14 protein-coding genes are annotated in these 16,807 nt (G+C 44.5%); 4 read left to right on the top strand and 10 right to left on the bottom strand.

Annotated features, from left to right (window positions below; all coding sequences use genetic code 11):
* Positions 1–43: 43 nt before the first annotated feature.
* The gene (gene rimO, locus ESB13_RS00805) at positions 44–1,354 is read right to left on the bottom strand and encodes a 30S ribosomal protein S12 methylthiotransferase RimO (protein WP_129001149.1); all 1,311 of its coding nucleotides are present in this window, start codon (positions 1,352–1,354) and stop codon (positions 44–46) included.
* A gap of 131 nt (positions 1,355–1,485) precedes the next feature.
* On the opposite strand from rimO, the gene ESB13_RS00800 reads away from it, so the two are divergent.
* The gene (locus ESB13_RS00800; RefSeq protein WP_129001148.1) at positions 1,486–1,959 is read left to right on the top strand and encodes a hypothetical protein; all 474 of its coding nucleotides are present in this window, start codon (positions 1,486–1,488) and stop codon (positions 1,957–1,959) included.
* A gap of 166 nt (positions 1,960–2,125) precedes the next feature.
* Here the strand turns inward: ESB13_RS00800 and ESB13_RS00795 are convergent, their stop codons facing one another.
* The 5 genes from ESB13_RS00795 to rpmB all read right to left on the bottom strand — a co-directional run bounded on the left by ESB13_RS00795 (position 2,126) and on the right by rpmB (position 4,373).
* Complete coding sequence (locus ESB13_RS00795) at positions 2,126–2,533, bottom strand: hypothetical protein (RefSeq protein ID WP_129001147.1); 408 nt, start codon at positions 2,531–2,533, stop codon at positions 2,126–2,128.
* An 84-nt stretch (positions 2,534–2,617) separates the two neighbouring features.
* Complete coding sequence (ftsY, locus tag ESB13_RS00790; protein ID WP_129001146.1) at positions 2,618–3,574, bottom strand: signal recognition particle-docking protein FtsY; 957 nt, start codon at positions 3,572–3,574, stop codon at positions 2,618–2,620.
* Between the two features lie 82 nt (positions 3,575–3,656).
* Positions 3,657–3,830: a DUF4295 family protein gene (locus ESB13_RS00785; protein WP_129001145.1), complete on the bottom strand. Its 174-nt coding sequence runs from the start codon at positions 3,828–3,830 to the stop codon at positions 3,657–3,659.
* Between the two features lie 74 nt (positions 3,831–3,904).
* Positions 3,905–4,087, bottom strand: coding sequence for a 50S ribosomal protein L33 (gene rpmG / locus ESB13_RS00780; RefSeq protein ID WP_129001144.1), 183 nt, complete (start codon positions 4,085–4,087; stop codon positions 3,905–3,907).
* 49 nt (positions 4,088–4,136) lie between these two features.
* Positions 4,137–4,373: a 50S ribosomal protein L28 gene (gene rpmB, locus ESB13_RS00775; protein WP_129001143.1), complete on the bottom strand. Its 237-nt coding sequence runs from the start codon at positions 4,371–4,373 to the stop codon at positions 4,137–4,139.
* A gap of 369 nt (positions 4,374–4,742) precedes the next feature.
* On the opposite strand from rpmB, the gene rocD reads away from it, so the two are divergent.
* From rocD to ESB13_RS00760, 3 genes are all read left to right on the top strand, one after another.
* Entirely contained in the window at positions 4,743–5,957 is a 1,215-nt protein-coding gene (gene rocD, locus ESB13_RS00770; protein WP_129001142.1) for an ornithine--oxo-acid transaminase, read from the top strand.
* A gap of 199 nt (positions 5,958–6,156) precedes the next feature.
* Positions 6,157–6,630, top strand: a complete 474-nt coding sequence (locus ESB13_RS00765; RefSeq protein ID WP_129001141.1) for a hypothetical protein — start codon at positions 6,157–6,159, stop codon at positions 6,628–6,630.
* A 93-nt stretch (positions 6,631–6,723) separates the two neighbouring features.
* A complete protein-coding gene (locus ESB13_RS00760) occupies positions 6,724–7,329 on the top strand; it encodes a DNA alkylation repair protein (protein WP_129001140.1) in 606 nt (201 codons plus the stop codon).
* A 55-nt stretch (positions 7,330–7,384) separates the two neighbouring features.
* On the opposite strand, the gene ESB13_RS00755 is transcribed toward ESB13_RS00760, so the two are convergent.
* The 4 genes from ESB13_RS00755 to ESB13_RS00740 form a co-directional block, all read right to left on the bottom strand.
* Entirely contained in the window at positions 7,385–8,251 is an 867-nt protein-coding gene (locus tag ESB13_RS00755) for a glycerophosphodiester phosphodiesterase family protein (protein WP_129001139.1), read from the bottom strand.
* Positions 8,252–8,269: 18 nt separating this feature from the next.
* Positions 8,270–11,452: a TonB-dependent receptor gene (locus ESB13_RS00750; protein WP_129001138.1), complete on the bottom strand. Its 3,183-nt coding sequence runs from the start codon at positions 11,450–11,452 to the stop codon at positions 8,270–8,272.
* A gap of 231 nt (positions 11,453–11,683) precedes the next feature.
* Positions 11,684–12,250: a hypothetical protein gene (locus tag ESB13_RS00745; protein WP_129001137.1), complete on the bottom strand. Its 567-nt coding sequence runs from the start codon at positions 12,248–12,250 to the stop codon at positions 11,684–11,686.
* Positions 12,251–12,253: 3 nt separating this feature from the next.
* Complete coding sequence (locus ESB13_RS00740; protein WP_220399520.1) at positions 12,254–16,798, bottom strand: DUF6443 domain-containing protein; 4,545 nt, start codon at positions 16,796–16,798, stop codon at positions 12,254–12,256.
* Between the last annotated feature and the right edge of the window lie 9 nt (positions 16,799–16,807).

Raw genomic sequence — 16,807 nt, 5'->3', positions numbered from 1 at the left:
AAAAACAAATCCAACTCTCATTCAACAATCTATCATCTATCGTCTACTCTACTACTTCGCCTTCGAGATCGTAGTCGTAGGCTTTTGTAATTTTCACCTGAACAAAGTCGCCCACGGGCAGTTTTTTGTCGGCTGTAATTACCACTTCATTATCCACTTCTACGCTATCAAATTCGGTACGGCCGAGGTAGCGGCCTGCTTCTTTTTTATCGATCAGGACTTTAAAGGTCTGGCCTATTTTTTCCTGGTTCTTTTCGTAGCTTATTTCCTGTTGCACTTCCATGATTTCCTGTGCGCGGCGTTGTTTTTCGTCGGCCGGGATATTGTCTTCGAGGTCGTAAGCGGAAGTATTTTCTTCGTGGCTATAGGTAAAGATACCAACTCTGTCGAAACGTTGCTTTTCGAGGAAATCCTTCAGGTCTTCGACGTCGTCTCTTGTTTCTCCGGGGAAGCCGGTGATGAGGGTGGTACGGAGGCAGATGCCCGGATTTTTATCGCGGATAGCTGCGATCAGGTCTTCCATTTCGGCGCGTGTGCTTTGCCTGCGCATTGCTTTGAGCATGTTATCGCTGGCATGCTGCAGGGGCATATCGAGGTAATTGCAGATGTTATCTCTCTGGCGCATTACATCGAGCACTTCCATCGGGAATTTATTGGGATAGGCATAATGCAGGCGGATCCATTCGAGTCCTTTTACATCGGCCAACCTGTTGAGCAGTTCGTCGAGTTTTCTTTTCTTATAGAGATCGAGGCCGTAGTAGGTAAGTTCCTGTGCGATAAGCATAACTTCTTTCACGCCTTTCTGCACCAATGATTCTGCCTCGGCTACGAGGGAATCGATGGAGCGGCTGACGTGCTGTCCGCGCATGAGCGGGATAGCGCAGAAGGAACAGGTACGGTTACATCCTTCGCTGATTTTCATATAAGCATAGTGCTTGGGGGTAGCCAGCATACGCTCGCCGAGGAGTTCGGATTTATAGTCGGCATTGAACTGTTTGAGCATCAGGGGCAGTTCAAAAGTTCCAAACCAGGCATCGACTTCTGGTATTTCGGCTTCGAGGTCGCCGCGATAGCGTTCGCTGAGGCAACCGGTAACATATACCTTATCGAGTTTCCCTTTTTTCTTAAGGGCAACCTGGTCGAGGATGGTATTGATGCTTTCCTCTTTGGCTTTATCGATAAAGCCGCAGGTGTTTACGACAACTATATTGTGATCGAGTTTTGCGTTTTCATGCACTACATCAATTTCATTCGCTTTGAGCTGCCCGCTCAGTACTTCACTATCAACCAGGTTCTTACTGCAGCCCAGCGTAATGATGTTTACCTTGTCACGTTGTAACGTCCTTGCTTTCATAATATCGGGCAAAGGTAGTATATCGCCGGGTAAACGGGGAAATCTGTCCTATTTTAGCGCTTAAACAACAATTAATTTACAACCTGGTACGTTTAGTGCAGGTACCCCGTTGTTTTTAAAAAATAACCCACATGAAGAAAATCAGGGCAATCATCGCCTTTTGCGGCATTTTTATGGCTGCTACAGTAACACATGCCCAGGACGCTGCTTACCAACAGGCGGCTGGCATTAAGGTTCCGTTTGGATTTGGTCTTACTTACAAAACCTTTCTCAACAGTACGAATGCGATAGAGTTGCAGGCGGGATTCTGGCAGAAAGGCTTCCGGTTATCGGGGCTTTATGAATTTCATTTTTATAGTTTTGAGGATGTGCCGGGTCTGGCCTGGTTTGCCGGCGGCGGTGCGCACATAGGCACCTGGAAACACCGCTATAAAGAAGAGTACGATTCTGAGGTAGACTTTGGTATTGACGGGATTATAGGGCTTGATTACAAATTACCCGACTTACCGCTGAACATTTCCGTAGACTGGCAGCCTTCGATAGCGTTGATAGGCAGCAGCTTCTCGCCTGCTTATGGGGGGATTGGGATCAGGTATACGTTTTAGAGTGGCGGATGGCAGGTAAGACATAGCGAATGACGGGCGGCATTTTTAGTACAACGAATCACAGGAGCATTGTATTTGGCCGCAAATAACCGCTTTAGGCATGAGAATTCCTACCCGTATTTTCACCGGAATATTTTTAACAGAACCGTGTTATTTCACTTGACTATTAGTAGTAGACGTAATACAGGGAGCTATCTGTTTCTTCCGGCCTTGGTTTGAGCGCCATGAACTTCTGCAACTGCGTGCGTACGAGTACGTCTTTCAGTTTTACGCGTAATGTTTTGAAGTAGCTGGCCTGTTTATCGTCGTAAGCCGTTTTGTTTTCCGCGATGAGGGGAATGATCTTGGCTTTTTCGTCGAGGTAGTTGCCGATGATCTCGGTGACTTTTGTTTTTTGATCGGAGCTGAGATTCATCTCGGATTGGAAGCGTGTTACTACGACAGCGGTAAGGTTTTTGGAGCTGCTTTCGGTGCCGGTGCCTGCCGGCGGAACCGGTTTAGGACTGACGGTGGTTTGGTTGAATGCGTGTAATGTTACCATTACAGACATGGTGGTGAGTAGTATTTTGATCATAGTTTGGGCGTTGGGTGTACGGATTTAGGTACAATGTACTTACATAAACGGCGTTTAGGGTAAAAAGGTTTGCTGCCGGGGCAATTATAATTTGAACAGGCTATCTACGAATTCGTGTTTATCGAAGATGAGGAGGTCGTCGATTTTTTCGCCTACGCCGATATATTTCACGGGGATCTGGAGCTGGTTAGCGATAGCCAATACTACGCCGCCTTTGGCAGTACCATCCAATTTAGTGATTGCCAGGGCGCTTACTTCGGTAGTAGCGGTGAATTGTTTCGCCTGTTCCAGTGCGTTTTGTCCTGTAGAGCCGTCGAGCACGAGCAGCACTTCGTGGGGGGCGTCGGGGATAACTTTTTTGATGACCCTTTTTATTTTGCCCAGTTCTTCCATGAGGTGGGCTTTGTTGTGGAGACGGCCGGCGGTATCGATGATAACGACGTCGCTGCCTTTGGCTACGGCGCTTTGGACGGTATCGAAAGCAACTGCGCCGGGATCGGAGCCCATGGCTTGTTTAACGATGGGCACGCCTACGCGTTCGCTCCAGATGGTGAGCTGGTCAACGGCTGCGGCTCTGAAGGTATCGGCTGCGCCGAGGATGACTTCTTTGCCTGCTTTTTTATAGTTATGGGCGAGTTTACCGATGGTGGTAGTTTTGCCAACGCCGTTTACGCCAACGATAAGGATCACATAGGGTTTCTTACCTGCGGGGACATCGAAGTTGCGGTAAGACTGGTCTGGGGCATCGACGAGGACTTCAGCAATTTCTTCCTGGAGGAGTTTGCCAAGTTCGCTGGTGCCAACATATTTATCTTTTGCAACGCGTTTTTCGATGCGTTTGATGATCTGGATAGTGGTATCGATGCCTACATCGGCGCCAACGAGCGCTTCTTCGAGGTTATCGAGGACTTCTTCGTCGACGGTGCTTTTGCCGGCGATTACCTTGGTTATTTTAGAGAGGAAGCTTTCTTTGGTTTTTTGTAAACCCTGGTCGAGACTTTCTTTTTCCTTTTTACCGAACAATTTACCCAGAAAACTCATGTTAGCACAGATTTTATGTCAATACAAAAAGCCTTCACACAAGCAGCGTGAAAGCTTTTCCAATATGATACTTATTCACCAATTATTTTTCAGATAAGTAATCTTTCACTTTGTCTTTGTGAATGATCGCTTCTTTAAAGGTATAAGCACCGGACTTGGGGCTACGTACAGCCTTGATCACTTTAGTCCAGTTTTTAGCTTCAGCCGAAGCCTTAGCATCTTTAATTTTCGCGTTTTTTGAAGCTGCTTTTGCCATCGTATAAAAGTTTGTGCTTTAGTCTATAACAGGAAAGAGGCGGAACCCACCCAACTACCGGTACGGACTATCAACTATTTAATTTCTTTGTGTACAGTCACCTTTTTCAGAATCGGATTGAACTTCTTCAACTCCAGGCGCTCGGGAGTATTTTTCTTGTTCTTAACAGTGATGTAACGGCTGGTACCTGGCTGACCGCTGGTCTTATGCTCAGTACACTCCAGGATCACCTGAACTCTGCTACCTTTCTTTGCCATTATATAAGCAATTTATATTTTAATAACTAACGTCTAAACGGTGGAAAGATTAGATCTTTTCGCCTTTAGCTCTCAATTCTTTAATTACAGTTGCAAGACCATTTTTATTGATGGTTCTCAGTGCATCTGTAGACACTTTCAAAGATACCCAACGGTCTTCTTCAGCAAAGAAAAAACGTTTGGTCTGTAAATTGGGTAAGAAACGACGTTTGGTTTTAATGTTTGAGTGAGAAACACTATTACCTGTGAGGGGCTTCTTCCCTGTAACCTGACAAACTCTAGCCATGACAGTATTTTTTTCGGGACGGCAAAGGTCGGTATAATTCGGAGAATAACAAAACAAAAACGCTTTTTTTTGGCGATTTTATTCACACCCGGTGCATTTTTTCTTTGGGATTGCAATTTATGAACATTTTACCGGGTATTTCGTAGTTTTACCGCGATGATATTACATTTTCTACATATGAACCTCGATTTCCTGGATCATCCCTTTGGGGTTTCATCACTTTAAATAACCCATTGGCAATCAGCCTTATTCCAGTAAACGGTGGTATTCAACTGCCGGCGATTGCTATTTAGAGCGGTTTTCACATTACCCGATTTTCATTTTATTCACAAGGCATGCTATTAATAGCCGTGCTTCAATTGACTACTTATGTCTGAACAGACAATGCATTACCTGCACCTGGAGGAGAAATATGGTGCGCATAATTATCATCCGCTTCCCGTGGTGCTGGAAAAAGGCGCCGGCGTATTTGTATGGGATGTGGAAGGCAAGCGTTATTATGATTTTCTGAGCGGCTATTCTGCTGTAAATCAAGGGCATTGCCACCCACGGATCATTGCGGCCTTAACTGCCCAGGCGCAGCAACTGACACTTACCTCCCGTGCTTTTCACAGCAACCTGCTGGGTGAATATGCGCAGTTCATTACCAGCTATTTCGGTTATGAGAAGGTTTTACCTATGAATACCGGTGTTGAAGGTGGTGAAACGGCTATCAAGCTGGCGCGGCGCTGGGCGTATGACCGGAAAGGCGTTCCGGAGAACAAGGCTAAGATCGTTTTTGCGGAGGGGAATTTCTGGGGGCGTACTGTTGCCGCGATTTCTTCTTCTACCGATCCGAGCAGTTATAAAGGATTTGGGCCTTATGTGCCTGGTTTTGAGCTGGTTCCATATAATGATCTGGCGGCGCTGGAAAATGCGCTGCAGGATGCGCATGTGGCTGCTTTTATGGTAGAACCGATACAGGGAGAGGCTGGTGTGATAGTTCCGGAAGCAGGTTACCTGAAGGGCGTAAGGGCGTTGTGCAGCCGTTATAATGTATTATTTATTGCCGACGAAATACAAACCGGCCTGGCGCGTACGGGCAGGATGCTGGCATGTGATCATGAAGATGTGCGACCTGATATCTTAATATTGGGGAAGGCATTAAGTGGCGGAACCATGCCGGTATCGGCGGTACTGGCTGATGATGAGGTGATGCTAACCATTCAGCCCGGGGAGCATGGTTCTACCTATGGGGGTAATCCGCTGGCGTGTGCGGTGGCGATGGAATCGCTGCGGGTGTTAAAAGACGAAAAGATGGCGGAGAATGCTTCCATTATGGGAGAATTATTCCGCAAAGAGCTGGCGGCGCTGGAATCGCCATTGATAGGGAGTATCAGAGGCAAGGGGTTATTGAATGCGATTGTGATACAGCATGCTGATCCTGAAGCGGCGTGGAATATCTGTCTTCATTTAAAGGAGCTGGGTTTGCTGGCCAAGCCTACACATGGGGATAAGATCCGGTTTGCTCCTCCCCTGCTGATCACTGCGGAACAGGTGAAAGAGGCGGTAGGGTTGATAAAGATTGCGCTGGAGCGGGTATAATGTGTGGTTGCGGTACCCAGGCAGCTTTAAAACGGCTTCAAGACGGCTATATAAAGCGTTCTTTTTCGTAGATGGCGTGGAAAGCCGAGTTTTTTTCAGGGCAAGGATGACCCGTAATTTAGGGAATAACCGGCAAAAATCCGCAGACTGGCAAGCTTTTTGGTTAAAGCCTTTAACAATTCACAAAAAGACGTCTTCTATGAAAAAAATCGTCGCAATTATCATTTTTGCGTGTGCTGTTGCAGTATGCAACGAGTCGAAAGCCCAAAACCTGGGAAGCAACTACAAAACCGCTATCGGCGCCAAAGGTTATTTTGGTGACGGGTCTATTGGCGGTATCAACATCAAACACTTCATGCAGAACAACACTGCTCTTGAAGGCGGTGTTTATTTCAGGAGCAATTTTGTGTTGCTGGAAGGTATGTATGAGTGGCATGGCAACATTGAGGGAGCCCGAGGCCTGCATTGGTACACTGGTCCGGGTGCCTGGCTGGGTTTTGTAACCAAGGGAGAAAGTGATGTACTTTTTGCTCTGAAAGGCACTATCGGCCTTGATTACAAATTCACTGGCGCTCCTATTGACATTGCGTTTGATGTAAACCCAACATTTTCGCTTACACCAGACACTAATTTCGATTTCTATGCAGGTATAGCGTTCCGCTTTGCATTGTAATTGAAGAACAAACTTTTTAAAACGGGCGCACCACCAGGTACGCCCGTTTTTATTTATATACCTTTATGTTCTCAACAGCATTTGTTTCAGCATATGCAAGAACAATTCAACCATCTCCTTTCAACAGTACACGGATTCAAGGCTATTGAATCGGAAGCACTGAAGATCACTTCCTCCCATTCTATTGCGGCTTCTGAACAGCTTGCGGAAGCATGCCTGCAAAGTGAACATTACCAGATACGGTCGTTAGGAGTATTTATACTTGGATTTATCGCGGGCGCCCAAACACCTGTTCTTTCTACTTTAAAGAAAGTAAGCCTGGATGAAAGCTGGCAGGTACAGGAAATACTCGCCAAAGCTTTTGACCAGTATTGTAAGGACACCGGTTATGAACAATCGCTTCCTGCAATCAAAAGCTGGCTTGGTGATAAAAACGCCAATGTATGCAGGGCTGTAGTGGAAGGGCTTCGGATATGGACGGGGCGCCCTTATTTCAAAGCACATCCTTTAGTGGCGATACAACTGATTAGTAAGCATAAAGCACATGAAAGTGAATATTTAAGAAAATCGGTGGGGAATGCGCTTCGTGATATCGGCAAGAAGCATAAAGCGCTGGTGGAAGCCGAGGTTGCGACGTGGGATCGTTCCGATAAAAGAATAAACTTTACTTACAAGCTGGTGGTTAAGAATTGGGAATAAAAAAGCAGGCTTATTGCTTTTTGCAATAGCCTGCTTTTTGAGTCAGTGCCAAGTATTAAAATAAACCAGGATAATCTGTAATGATACCATCTACTTTCAACGCGATAAGTGCGTCGATCTCGGCTTTGGTATTTACTGTCCAGGGAATGATTTGCATACCCTGTTCGTGGCAAAGCTTCACGATGTTCTCTGTTACTGTTTTATAGTAAGGACTATAATAATTGGGAGTGAATCCAAGATCGTTCAGGTTTTCTTCAAGCGATTTTGCATTGGCTGTAAGGTAAGCCAGTTTTATACCGGGTTGCTGTTTGTGCAGCAACTGCAAAGGGCGGACGTCGAAAGACTGAATATTCATCCTGTCGAGGATTTTACGGCTCTTGCAAACTTCCATTACGAGGTCAACGAACTCCTGGGGTTCAGGTTGTTCTATCTTATCGGTTTTGGGTTGTGATTTAATCTCGATGTTATAGCGTGGCATGGGCAGTTTCTTTTCCCGTGCGTAGCTATCTAGAGAATCGATCATTTCGGACAACAATGGTTTATAGGTTCTGAAGTTCTGTTGTTCGGGGAAGAGTACATTGTGTTTGGAGCCGGCATCGTACTTTTTAATTTCATTGTAGTCCATACCGTATAACACCAACGTTTTGGCTTCGTCAGCAGAGATGCTATCGCCATTGGGTTTCAGCATAAAGCCGGAAGACATATAAGGATCATGAGAAACCACTACCTTTTTATCGTGGGATATTACTACGTCGAGTTCAAGCACGCCGGAGCCCATATCGAGGGCTTTTCTCATTGCCGGGATGGTGTTTTCGGGCAGGTATCCCCTGCATCCGCGGTGCCCTTGTTTGATCACCTTCTGTTGCGCCGAAGCCCCTATGGAGAGAGAAATTGCTGCTGCCATTACCATAATCGTTTTCATCCTTATCTTATTTTATCATTAAAAACTATACCGAACACCTAATTGTACCTGGAAAGGATCGCCGGAGAAACCTGCAATACCGGAGTTATTCACCCTGTAATTGAATTTTTTGGCATTCTGATCAAATGCAGCCACCTCAGGGGAAGTATCTGTTTTAGGTATCCCTACAGCATATAAAGCCTGATTACCCAGGTTCCTGCTCACACCCCATTTCTTTTTGAACATATTGGCTACATTAAACACATCGCCGGAGACTTCCAAAGCATGCGTTTTATAAAGTTTAAATTTCTTGGCAACTCTAAGATCAAAAGTACCATAAAAGCCATTAATACCTCCATTTCTCTCCGCCATGCCGCCCGCATATTTATTGATATAGTTTTTGATACTCTTACTGGCATCCGGGTTACTCAATATAGAATTCAAGCCATCACGAACGTTCTGAGGAACAGTATGGTTATTAGGATCAAAAATAAAAGCCAGATCATTAGAACCTACTACGAAGTCAGCATTGGTGTTAGCACCGGACAAAAGCGTATAACGTGTACCTGCGATACCTGAGAAGCGGATACCTACGCTAATACCGTAGAAGGTAGGCAGTGAACCGAATACCACAACTTTATGACGGAACTGGTTATCGGAGTAGGTCATTCTGCTCAGGTTACGGGGATCGTCTTTCACCGGTAACGAAAGTGTGGCGGTATTGGCTACGTTACCATTAAACGATGTGTTGTCTTTAGTATCGTTATAGGTATAACTTACAGAGAGATCACCATCGCGCAGGTACTGCCAGGAAGCGTCGAAGACAAACGCATACTGGTTTACCTTTCCATCACTAACGAGTTCAAGCACACGGCCGAACTTATTAGAGACACGGCCATCCAACCAATTGCCTGCGCCATTTTTAACGGGTATTTTATCGGCAGGAACATATACTCCGCGATTGGCTTCATCGGCCAATGTGAAAAACGGCTGCGTTACCATGTTTCTGTCTACATACATATAGTTATTACGTCCAAGCGTAGCAAAACCGGTAATGGTGGCTTTCAATTTTGGTGTAAAGTAGTGCGTATAGGACAAGTTGGCTTTATACAGAACAGGTACCCGTGCATTATTGCCGTTGGTATTAATAGTAGGCAACTGGAATGCAGGCAAAGTAGGTATCGATGCAGTGCCATTACGGTAGCCTACAAAATCAGCCGTGGGTAAATTGGGAGAACGTACATCTACTGTTGCAGAATGTTTACCATCGAATACGAGGTTATTAATAAGCACATAGTTGTTGATATCGGAAGCGAAGATACCAGCGCCAAGGCGGATGATATCGGTATGTTTTTCATTCATATCATAAGACAACTGGATACGTGGCTGTAACACTGCCGACTTCAATTTACGGTCGGTACGGATATTCAATTCGTCGACCAGCGTTTGGTTCAGTGAAGATTTAGGATAGTGCGCATAGTCGAAACGTAAGCCTGCTGTAAGATCTATACCAGTCGCCAGCGTCGTTTGCATTTGTGCATAAGCGCCTGCATTGAGAATATTGCCTGTAACACTGGGATCATCCATCAACGGCACTTCGCGCATATAGCGATAAGGTGTATTATTCACAAAAGCATCCATTCCACTATAGTAAAACCTGCCATTCACTTCGCTTCCATATTTCGAATGTGCATTGGTGTACATCAGATCGATACCGAAAGTATATTTCACCTTATTGGTGTTATAATAAAGGTTGTCGACCAACTGGAACACATGATTACGGAAGCTTTCCTGGGCAAAGCGATGTCCACCAATTTGAACAGTAGTAGTTCTTGGCTTTCCATTAATAGTGGATGCAAGGTCTTCTACAGTAGCCCTTGGGATGTTGCCTTTAGGAAGATCATCACCGGGCTCACTACTTTGATAGGTGTACAGGTGCTGTACTTTCAATTCGTTGGTAAGACTTGAATTAAGTGAAGAACGCAAGGTTGCCAGCAAACTGTTATCCCTGTTGAAATCGTTACCTGTGCTTTCGTAAAGGTTAATGGCGCTGTTATCAACCAGGCCAAGTTTGTTTCGATCGTTGGTATAGTTATCGCGAATAGTCAGCAGGTTTTTGCTGTTGATTTGCCAGTCGAGGCGAAGGAAAGCTGCATCGGAGCCACGGTTCTTGTCGAAAGAGCCGTATTGAGGCTTATTGGAGACGCCATACTTTTCTCTGGCTACAGCAACGAAATTGTCGAGCGTGGTTTTGGTAATACCAAAAGTATTCTCATCGGTAGGTGATTGAACATCGGCAATAACAAGTGATCTCTGATCCAACTGGTGATCCCAGGCTATAAAGTAATGCAGTTTGTCTTTGATGATGGGGCCGCCAAGGGTAAATCCGTATTGGTAAGTAGAATAGTTGTTATTCCTACGGTTACCACGGATATCGTAGTTGCTGGCAAGGCCGTTAGCTCTCATATAAGTAAATGCAGAACCAGACACCGTATTGGTTCCCGACTTGGTAACAGCACTAACCGTACCGCCTCCTGCACGTCCGTAGGTTACATCGTACTGGTTGGTAACTACTTTGAATTCACGAACCGCTTCGATAGAAATGGAGTAAGGAGCGCCACTACGGCTGGTAGTGGAGCCGGCAGAAGTAGGGTTCTTGGCATTCATACCATCGATGGTATAGTTTACGGAAGAACCTAACTGACCCGCGATACTACCTCCCCTGCTCAGAGGAGAAAGATCCATGAGAGAAGTGAAGTTACGGCCGTTTACAGGCAGCTTGTTCATTGTTCTGGCAGATATAGCTGTTGCTGCGCCAATGTTCTCTGTTTTATTTTTCAATCCTGATGCTACTACTTCCACCACCTGCAGATCGGAGGCTTCTGTTTGCATATCCAGGTTTACCCTGATGGCGTCGCCCTGGCTGAGCATGTAGCCGGTTCTTTTTTGCTCTCCAAAGCCAACGTAGGTTACTTTTATCGTGTAAGGACCTCCCAGCGGCAGCTCTTTAAAAGTAAAAACGCCCTGGGCATTCGTGTGGGTGCTGGTATGAAAACCTGTTGCCTCATTACGCACTGAGACGACAGCTTCTGCCAGCGGCTTTTTTTCGTTACTTAATATAGTTCCTGAAATAGAAGCCTGCGTAGTTTGTGCGGCTATTGGATGTTTAAACAGAAAGCACAAGACCAACGCGACCAGCGTGGTGAGTAGATTTTTTGACATATGAGCGTTTGGTAAATTTCACCAAAGCTATCCAGGCAAGGTTAAGCCAATGTTTTGTTAATGTAAAGGAATTGAGAAGTGGGACTTATGGTCGTGTTCATTTCGTAACGACCATCTGTTTTCAGCGTCACAGCACAGTTTCGAAGCATGTGCAAAAGGGAATCTTTAACGATAAAGGTATCCAATGTAACAGGAGGCAATCCATCAAATTCAGAACTGAAATCACGAACATCAATTCAACAAAGTTATTCCGCTTACATAATCACGAAACAAGCTCAATTTATCCGGCTTGATATTATACAACAGAATGGAAACTCCGGTCTTTTTCATAATCAACTGTTTTCTATCTTTTATAAGCCGGACTTTTGTTATATCATATTTATTTTCACCCAGCACTAACTTCGACTGCACCAACCTTTCCACCTCATCGAGTTTCGAGGTGTAGATAAATGATTCATTATTAACAAAAGCCTTGTTCTCCAAATCTATCTTGATATACACAACCTGTTTCTTTTCGTAAAAAAAACAAAAATCGGTAGATCCGATAATCTCATAGGAGATCATCCCCTTAGGTAACTTTACTTTAAATGCTTTAGGAAGAATCTTTTCTTCATCCCTGGACAAAGCAATATTTGATTCGTATTTAAAAATATTACTATCGGGATAAAATTGGAAATACCGATTATTCATCTGGATTGAAGTATTTCCATCAGCGGTGTCCGCATAACCACGGCATGAGGTCATGATAGAAAAAAAAACTACCATAAACATTCCAATAACTATTTTGGGGTTACACATAAATTACTTTTTGTTGATAGTTTTAATTGCTTCTTGAAACTCCGAAAACTTTTTCGTGATAATGGAGCCATTAGAGTTATAAAAACCAATAACTCTGAATGTATCAACCTTTTTCTCTCCATTAGGTTTATCGGGATCAGCGGGTAAGATCTGCTGCTGATAGCCCAATACAATACTAGGCGTAGCAGTTGCTCCTTTTTTATCGGTTTCCGAAGGAGAAGGAGTTCCAACTGTAGTAATATTGCCGTCGCCATCTTTTTCTAAGGGATGCGTATGAGCATCCAGAGAATAGGTTTCTCCTTTTGATATTAAATCTCGTCTTGCTTCCGCCCTATCGGTATAGCTAACCAGTCCCTTCTTACTCTCCACTATTTTCGAAAGTCCTCCCTGTTTCCCGACTTCAAAATAAGATTCATTACCTTTTTCTTCTGTCTTAGTATATGATTCTTCAAGCTTTGACGATAATTCGTTTGTAGGATTATTTAATAAATATCCACTTTCAATGGCAGCATTTACATCTCCTTCCTTTTTGCTGTTAGTCAACACAAGAACTTTATCGGTTTTACCATCATCACTGCTTTTTACCTTTTTGCCATTTAGATTGTAATAATCTGTAAAGGGAGCCATTCCATCGGGATCAATAAATAAAATCGGATTATCAAACGCATAATTATAAGGAGAGTGCCTTCTCATTTTCTCCGCTGCCAAGTCAATGGCATGCCACCTCCCAATTTGTTGATCATACATTCTAGCGCCATAATCATACCAATCGACTCCACTGCCATCACTAAACTCCTCGTTCTGCAATTCCTTACCATTATACTTCAGCCTGTTCTGTAATTTTCCAGCCGCCCTGGAAGATATCCCCGCCATCGTTAAGCCAGACGGATAATAATGTGTATCCTCACTCAAAGCGCCTCTTATATGAGTTACCTGCAGGTTATCGAATACCACATTAGTCCCCTGCGTTTCATTGGAAACAAAAATATACAAATATCCATTGCGGGTGATGGGGCGCCCAGCAATAATGTGCGGATACGATTCACCGGCAACGCCTACAGCACTTACTCCAGAATTCTTGCCATCCCCTGTAATTACGGCATTAAGCTGTTCATCAAATAAGACATAGTTAAGGTAGGCTTTGGGTTTACCTGCGCCATTATTTGCATAATCAGAATTTACCATTTCTGACAGGAAACTAGTCAACCCGTTTTCCAGGTTTCCTCCCTGCTGCAATTGCAAAGCACTATGACTGCCGGCTCCTGCACCTGATATGCCACCCGCCAACGAAGCCACAAGATTGGCGATGGACAGACCAGACGGCGTATTGGCAGAAGGGCTTTGGCCATACCAACTGTTAGCAGAAATATTTACTTTATCGCCAGCCATTACTTTCAATATAATAGAAGTACCGGTTTTAAACCCAATTCCATTTAAACGTTCTACATAGCTATTTGCATCCGCATAAGGGTAATTAACGCTACCGGCTGTTACCCGGCTATCGGAAGGAATATCGTAGTAAAGCTTTTCGTTATCAAGTGTTGCCGATTCAAGACTTGCTACAGGGTAGGAATCGGTCTGATGTTCATCGGTCAACACCATACGAATATTACCCAGGTGATCCTTTAAGAAATAGTCATAATAATAAACACCAGTCGTTTCACCATTATCGCCGTTACGTTTGGGGCGAATACGTCCTTCTTCCTGGGAAAAGAATTGTAATACATTATTCTCATATACATGACCTGCTAAATAAGTTGTATAGGTATGTTTTTCGGCATGTCCATTTCCCTCAGAAGGTTGTTCAGATACCCGTTTTTCTAATTTGTTGCCAGTGGCATCATAGATATAGGTAATTGTACCTTTCAATACATTACTGCCTTCTTGTTTTACGGAGATTTGCCAGGGAAGATTCAGATGATTGTATATAATAGCGTCAGTACCCGCAGAAAGCGCATTGCCTGTACGACCATCAAGTCCCTTATTTTTATCAGTAACCATATTACCATTAGCATCATAGCCATAGTCATCACTCCCTGTATTCTTATCGGCAAAATCACCTAGTCCAAACTTCGTTATTACTAAATCGGCAACAGCTCTCAACTTATTACTACGATAGGTATCTTCAAAATAGTGGTATTGCAGGTCGTCTATCTGTGCATTTGTACCGCCAGTAATAAGCCCCCATTGCTGCATCTGCTTTATGTTACCGTTGGCATCATAAGCAGTATTATAATTATTTCCATCTCCCATTTTTACAGAGAAATCAATACCTGTACCGGCGGCAGTTTTAATACCCCATGTATCATCTTTACGCTGCAGAAAGTCAGCTTTTAACAATCGGCTGGCATTGTCATAGGTATACCCATAACTACGTTCAGCCTCATCCCCTTTACTTTGCCAGCGAATGCCTGCGATATTGCCATTATATTGATCCTGATCGTATCCCCAGTCGTAGTTCAGATCCAACCCAAACCAACGGTCTGCTTTAACAGCCGAGCGGGCACCTTGCTGATTATATCCCTCCCAGTTAAGTCCCTTTAGCCAGCCTCGTATGTTATAAGTATAATCCTGAGTTTCCAGGAAACCAGTTGCAATGCTCCGGTTGTCTTCCATTGCTTGCTGGCCTAGCTCCTTCCTTTTCAATTGCCCAAGTTCATCATATTTCTGATGTGCCAGCACTCTGCGGGTTTCGTTATTGTCGTTCAGCATTTTTCTAACCTCCACCAGGCGGCCACCATGATCATAGTCCATTTCAGTATAAATGCGGTTGCTGGTGTTACCACTGGGATTATTGTGTACGATATAATTGCTGATCTGCTTGCCAGCAAAGTCATAACGACTGGTTGTAACATCTACCCCACCTTTGTAGTTAGCAGACTGCACCTGGACCAGCCGGTCTTTGCTGTCATAGAAGTTAGCAGTTTCCAGCCAGGCGCCCTTGTCTAAGTCATTGGGGTCTTCCAACACACGCACACGCCCTCCCGTTAAAAGCCCCGTTACCTGCTCCATAGTAGTAGCAGGCAATGGTTCGCCATAGCTATTACTACCTATACCCAGCTTGTTATTATTAGTAGGATCATATCGTTTATTGGTCCAGTCATAGTTATCGTAATAATTAAATGTCAGGGGAATATATTTGGAGGCCCAGGCCGGCAATGAATTTATTAGATCCATACTCATCTGCTGTCTTGAGGCAAAGGCCTGTCCATCAGCATTAATAATAGCCGCTTCAAATTCACCAGAGGCGTCCATCCCATTTTCAAAAACAATTACTTCAGTTGCCTGGTACAAAGAGCGTCCATCATGTGCATTTATATACAACACTTTTGGAGATCCTGCTGTTTGTCCATTAGTTGTACCGGAAGTAGTGGTATTATAGCCCGATGCATATGCCTCCAGATCAGCACGGCTACCGCCATATAACATGCCAGTCTGAACCGGACGATTCAGTTGGTCATAAATAGTAGTCAGCCATTGTTGTTTTGAACGCATATTGCCATCCTGTGTAAATACCAGCCGGTCGCGCTGGTCATAAATCAAAAATTGCCAATCTGATCCAGGCACTTTTTTGGCATTCATTCTACGGCGACCATCATAGCTGTATTGAAAGCATAGTTCCCTTATGTTTCCCGATTGATTTGAAATATTCCAGTCAACTTTTTCAAATTCCTCCACCGCCAGCGGGGGCATTACAAAACGCAGTTGGTTTAAATCGTCGTATACATAATACGTACATAGCCATCCCTGGTGGGTGGTTATGCCTGGATTATTCGTGCCAATCTCAACTTTCTTCAATACTATCAGCCCTTCTTTATCGGTATATGAAACCATACGCTTTCCGCTTTCGTCGGAGGAAACCGTACGATGAAGTGAAGCTTCCGGATAGTAGCCATGAAAGCCAGGCACACTGCCTTCTGCAAGGCCAATACGCCAGACACAAACCTCCTGCGCTCCTGCTACTTCGTAACTGGTAGCCACTCCCCTGTTGTTGCCCGCCCAGCTATTGCCGGGAGCACTGGTTTTAAGCACCCGGTTTAAAGGAGATGCCTCATAATCAGTTTTGCTATAATACACCTGTTCGCCGGGATACATTCCCTGCATAAAATCCTTTTGCTGCTCAAAGGGATCCTGTTTGAAATTACCCTGGCTCTCGCCGGCATAAGGGAGGTATTTATACATCTCACGCCCCAGATTATCATATAATACAGGAGCTACCAAATCCTGATGTGCAGGGGTAATGCTGCGGGATACTGTTTGTATCGGCCGCCCAAGACCATCGGTATACTGTGTCGTTTGCAGCACCATTTCAGCGCTACCGCCCCATACAGCCTGTTCGGTAGTCATGGGAGTTAGTGGTTGCCAGGTCCGGACATAATTAATAACAGGTGCATCAGGATAGGCTGCCGGCTTAGGATTTACAGAACTTGCTACCGGAACAGCATTGGCTGCCGGTTTATTCTGAGCTACCAACTGTTTCGCCGGTATCAGGAACAGCAGGCAGATCAATAATACAAATTGCTGAACCCTAACTTTTATAATAAACATAAGTCTGTT

This window comes from Filimonas effusa (genome assembly GCF_004118675.1).
In the GTDB taxonomy this organism is placed as follows: Bacteria; Bacteroidota; Bacteroidia; order Chitinophagales; family Chitinophagaceae; genus Filimonas; species Filimonas effusa.
This window is presented reverse-complemented; position numbering and strand designations above follow the sequence as displayed.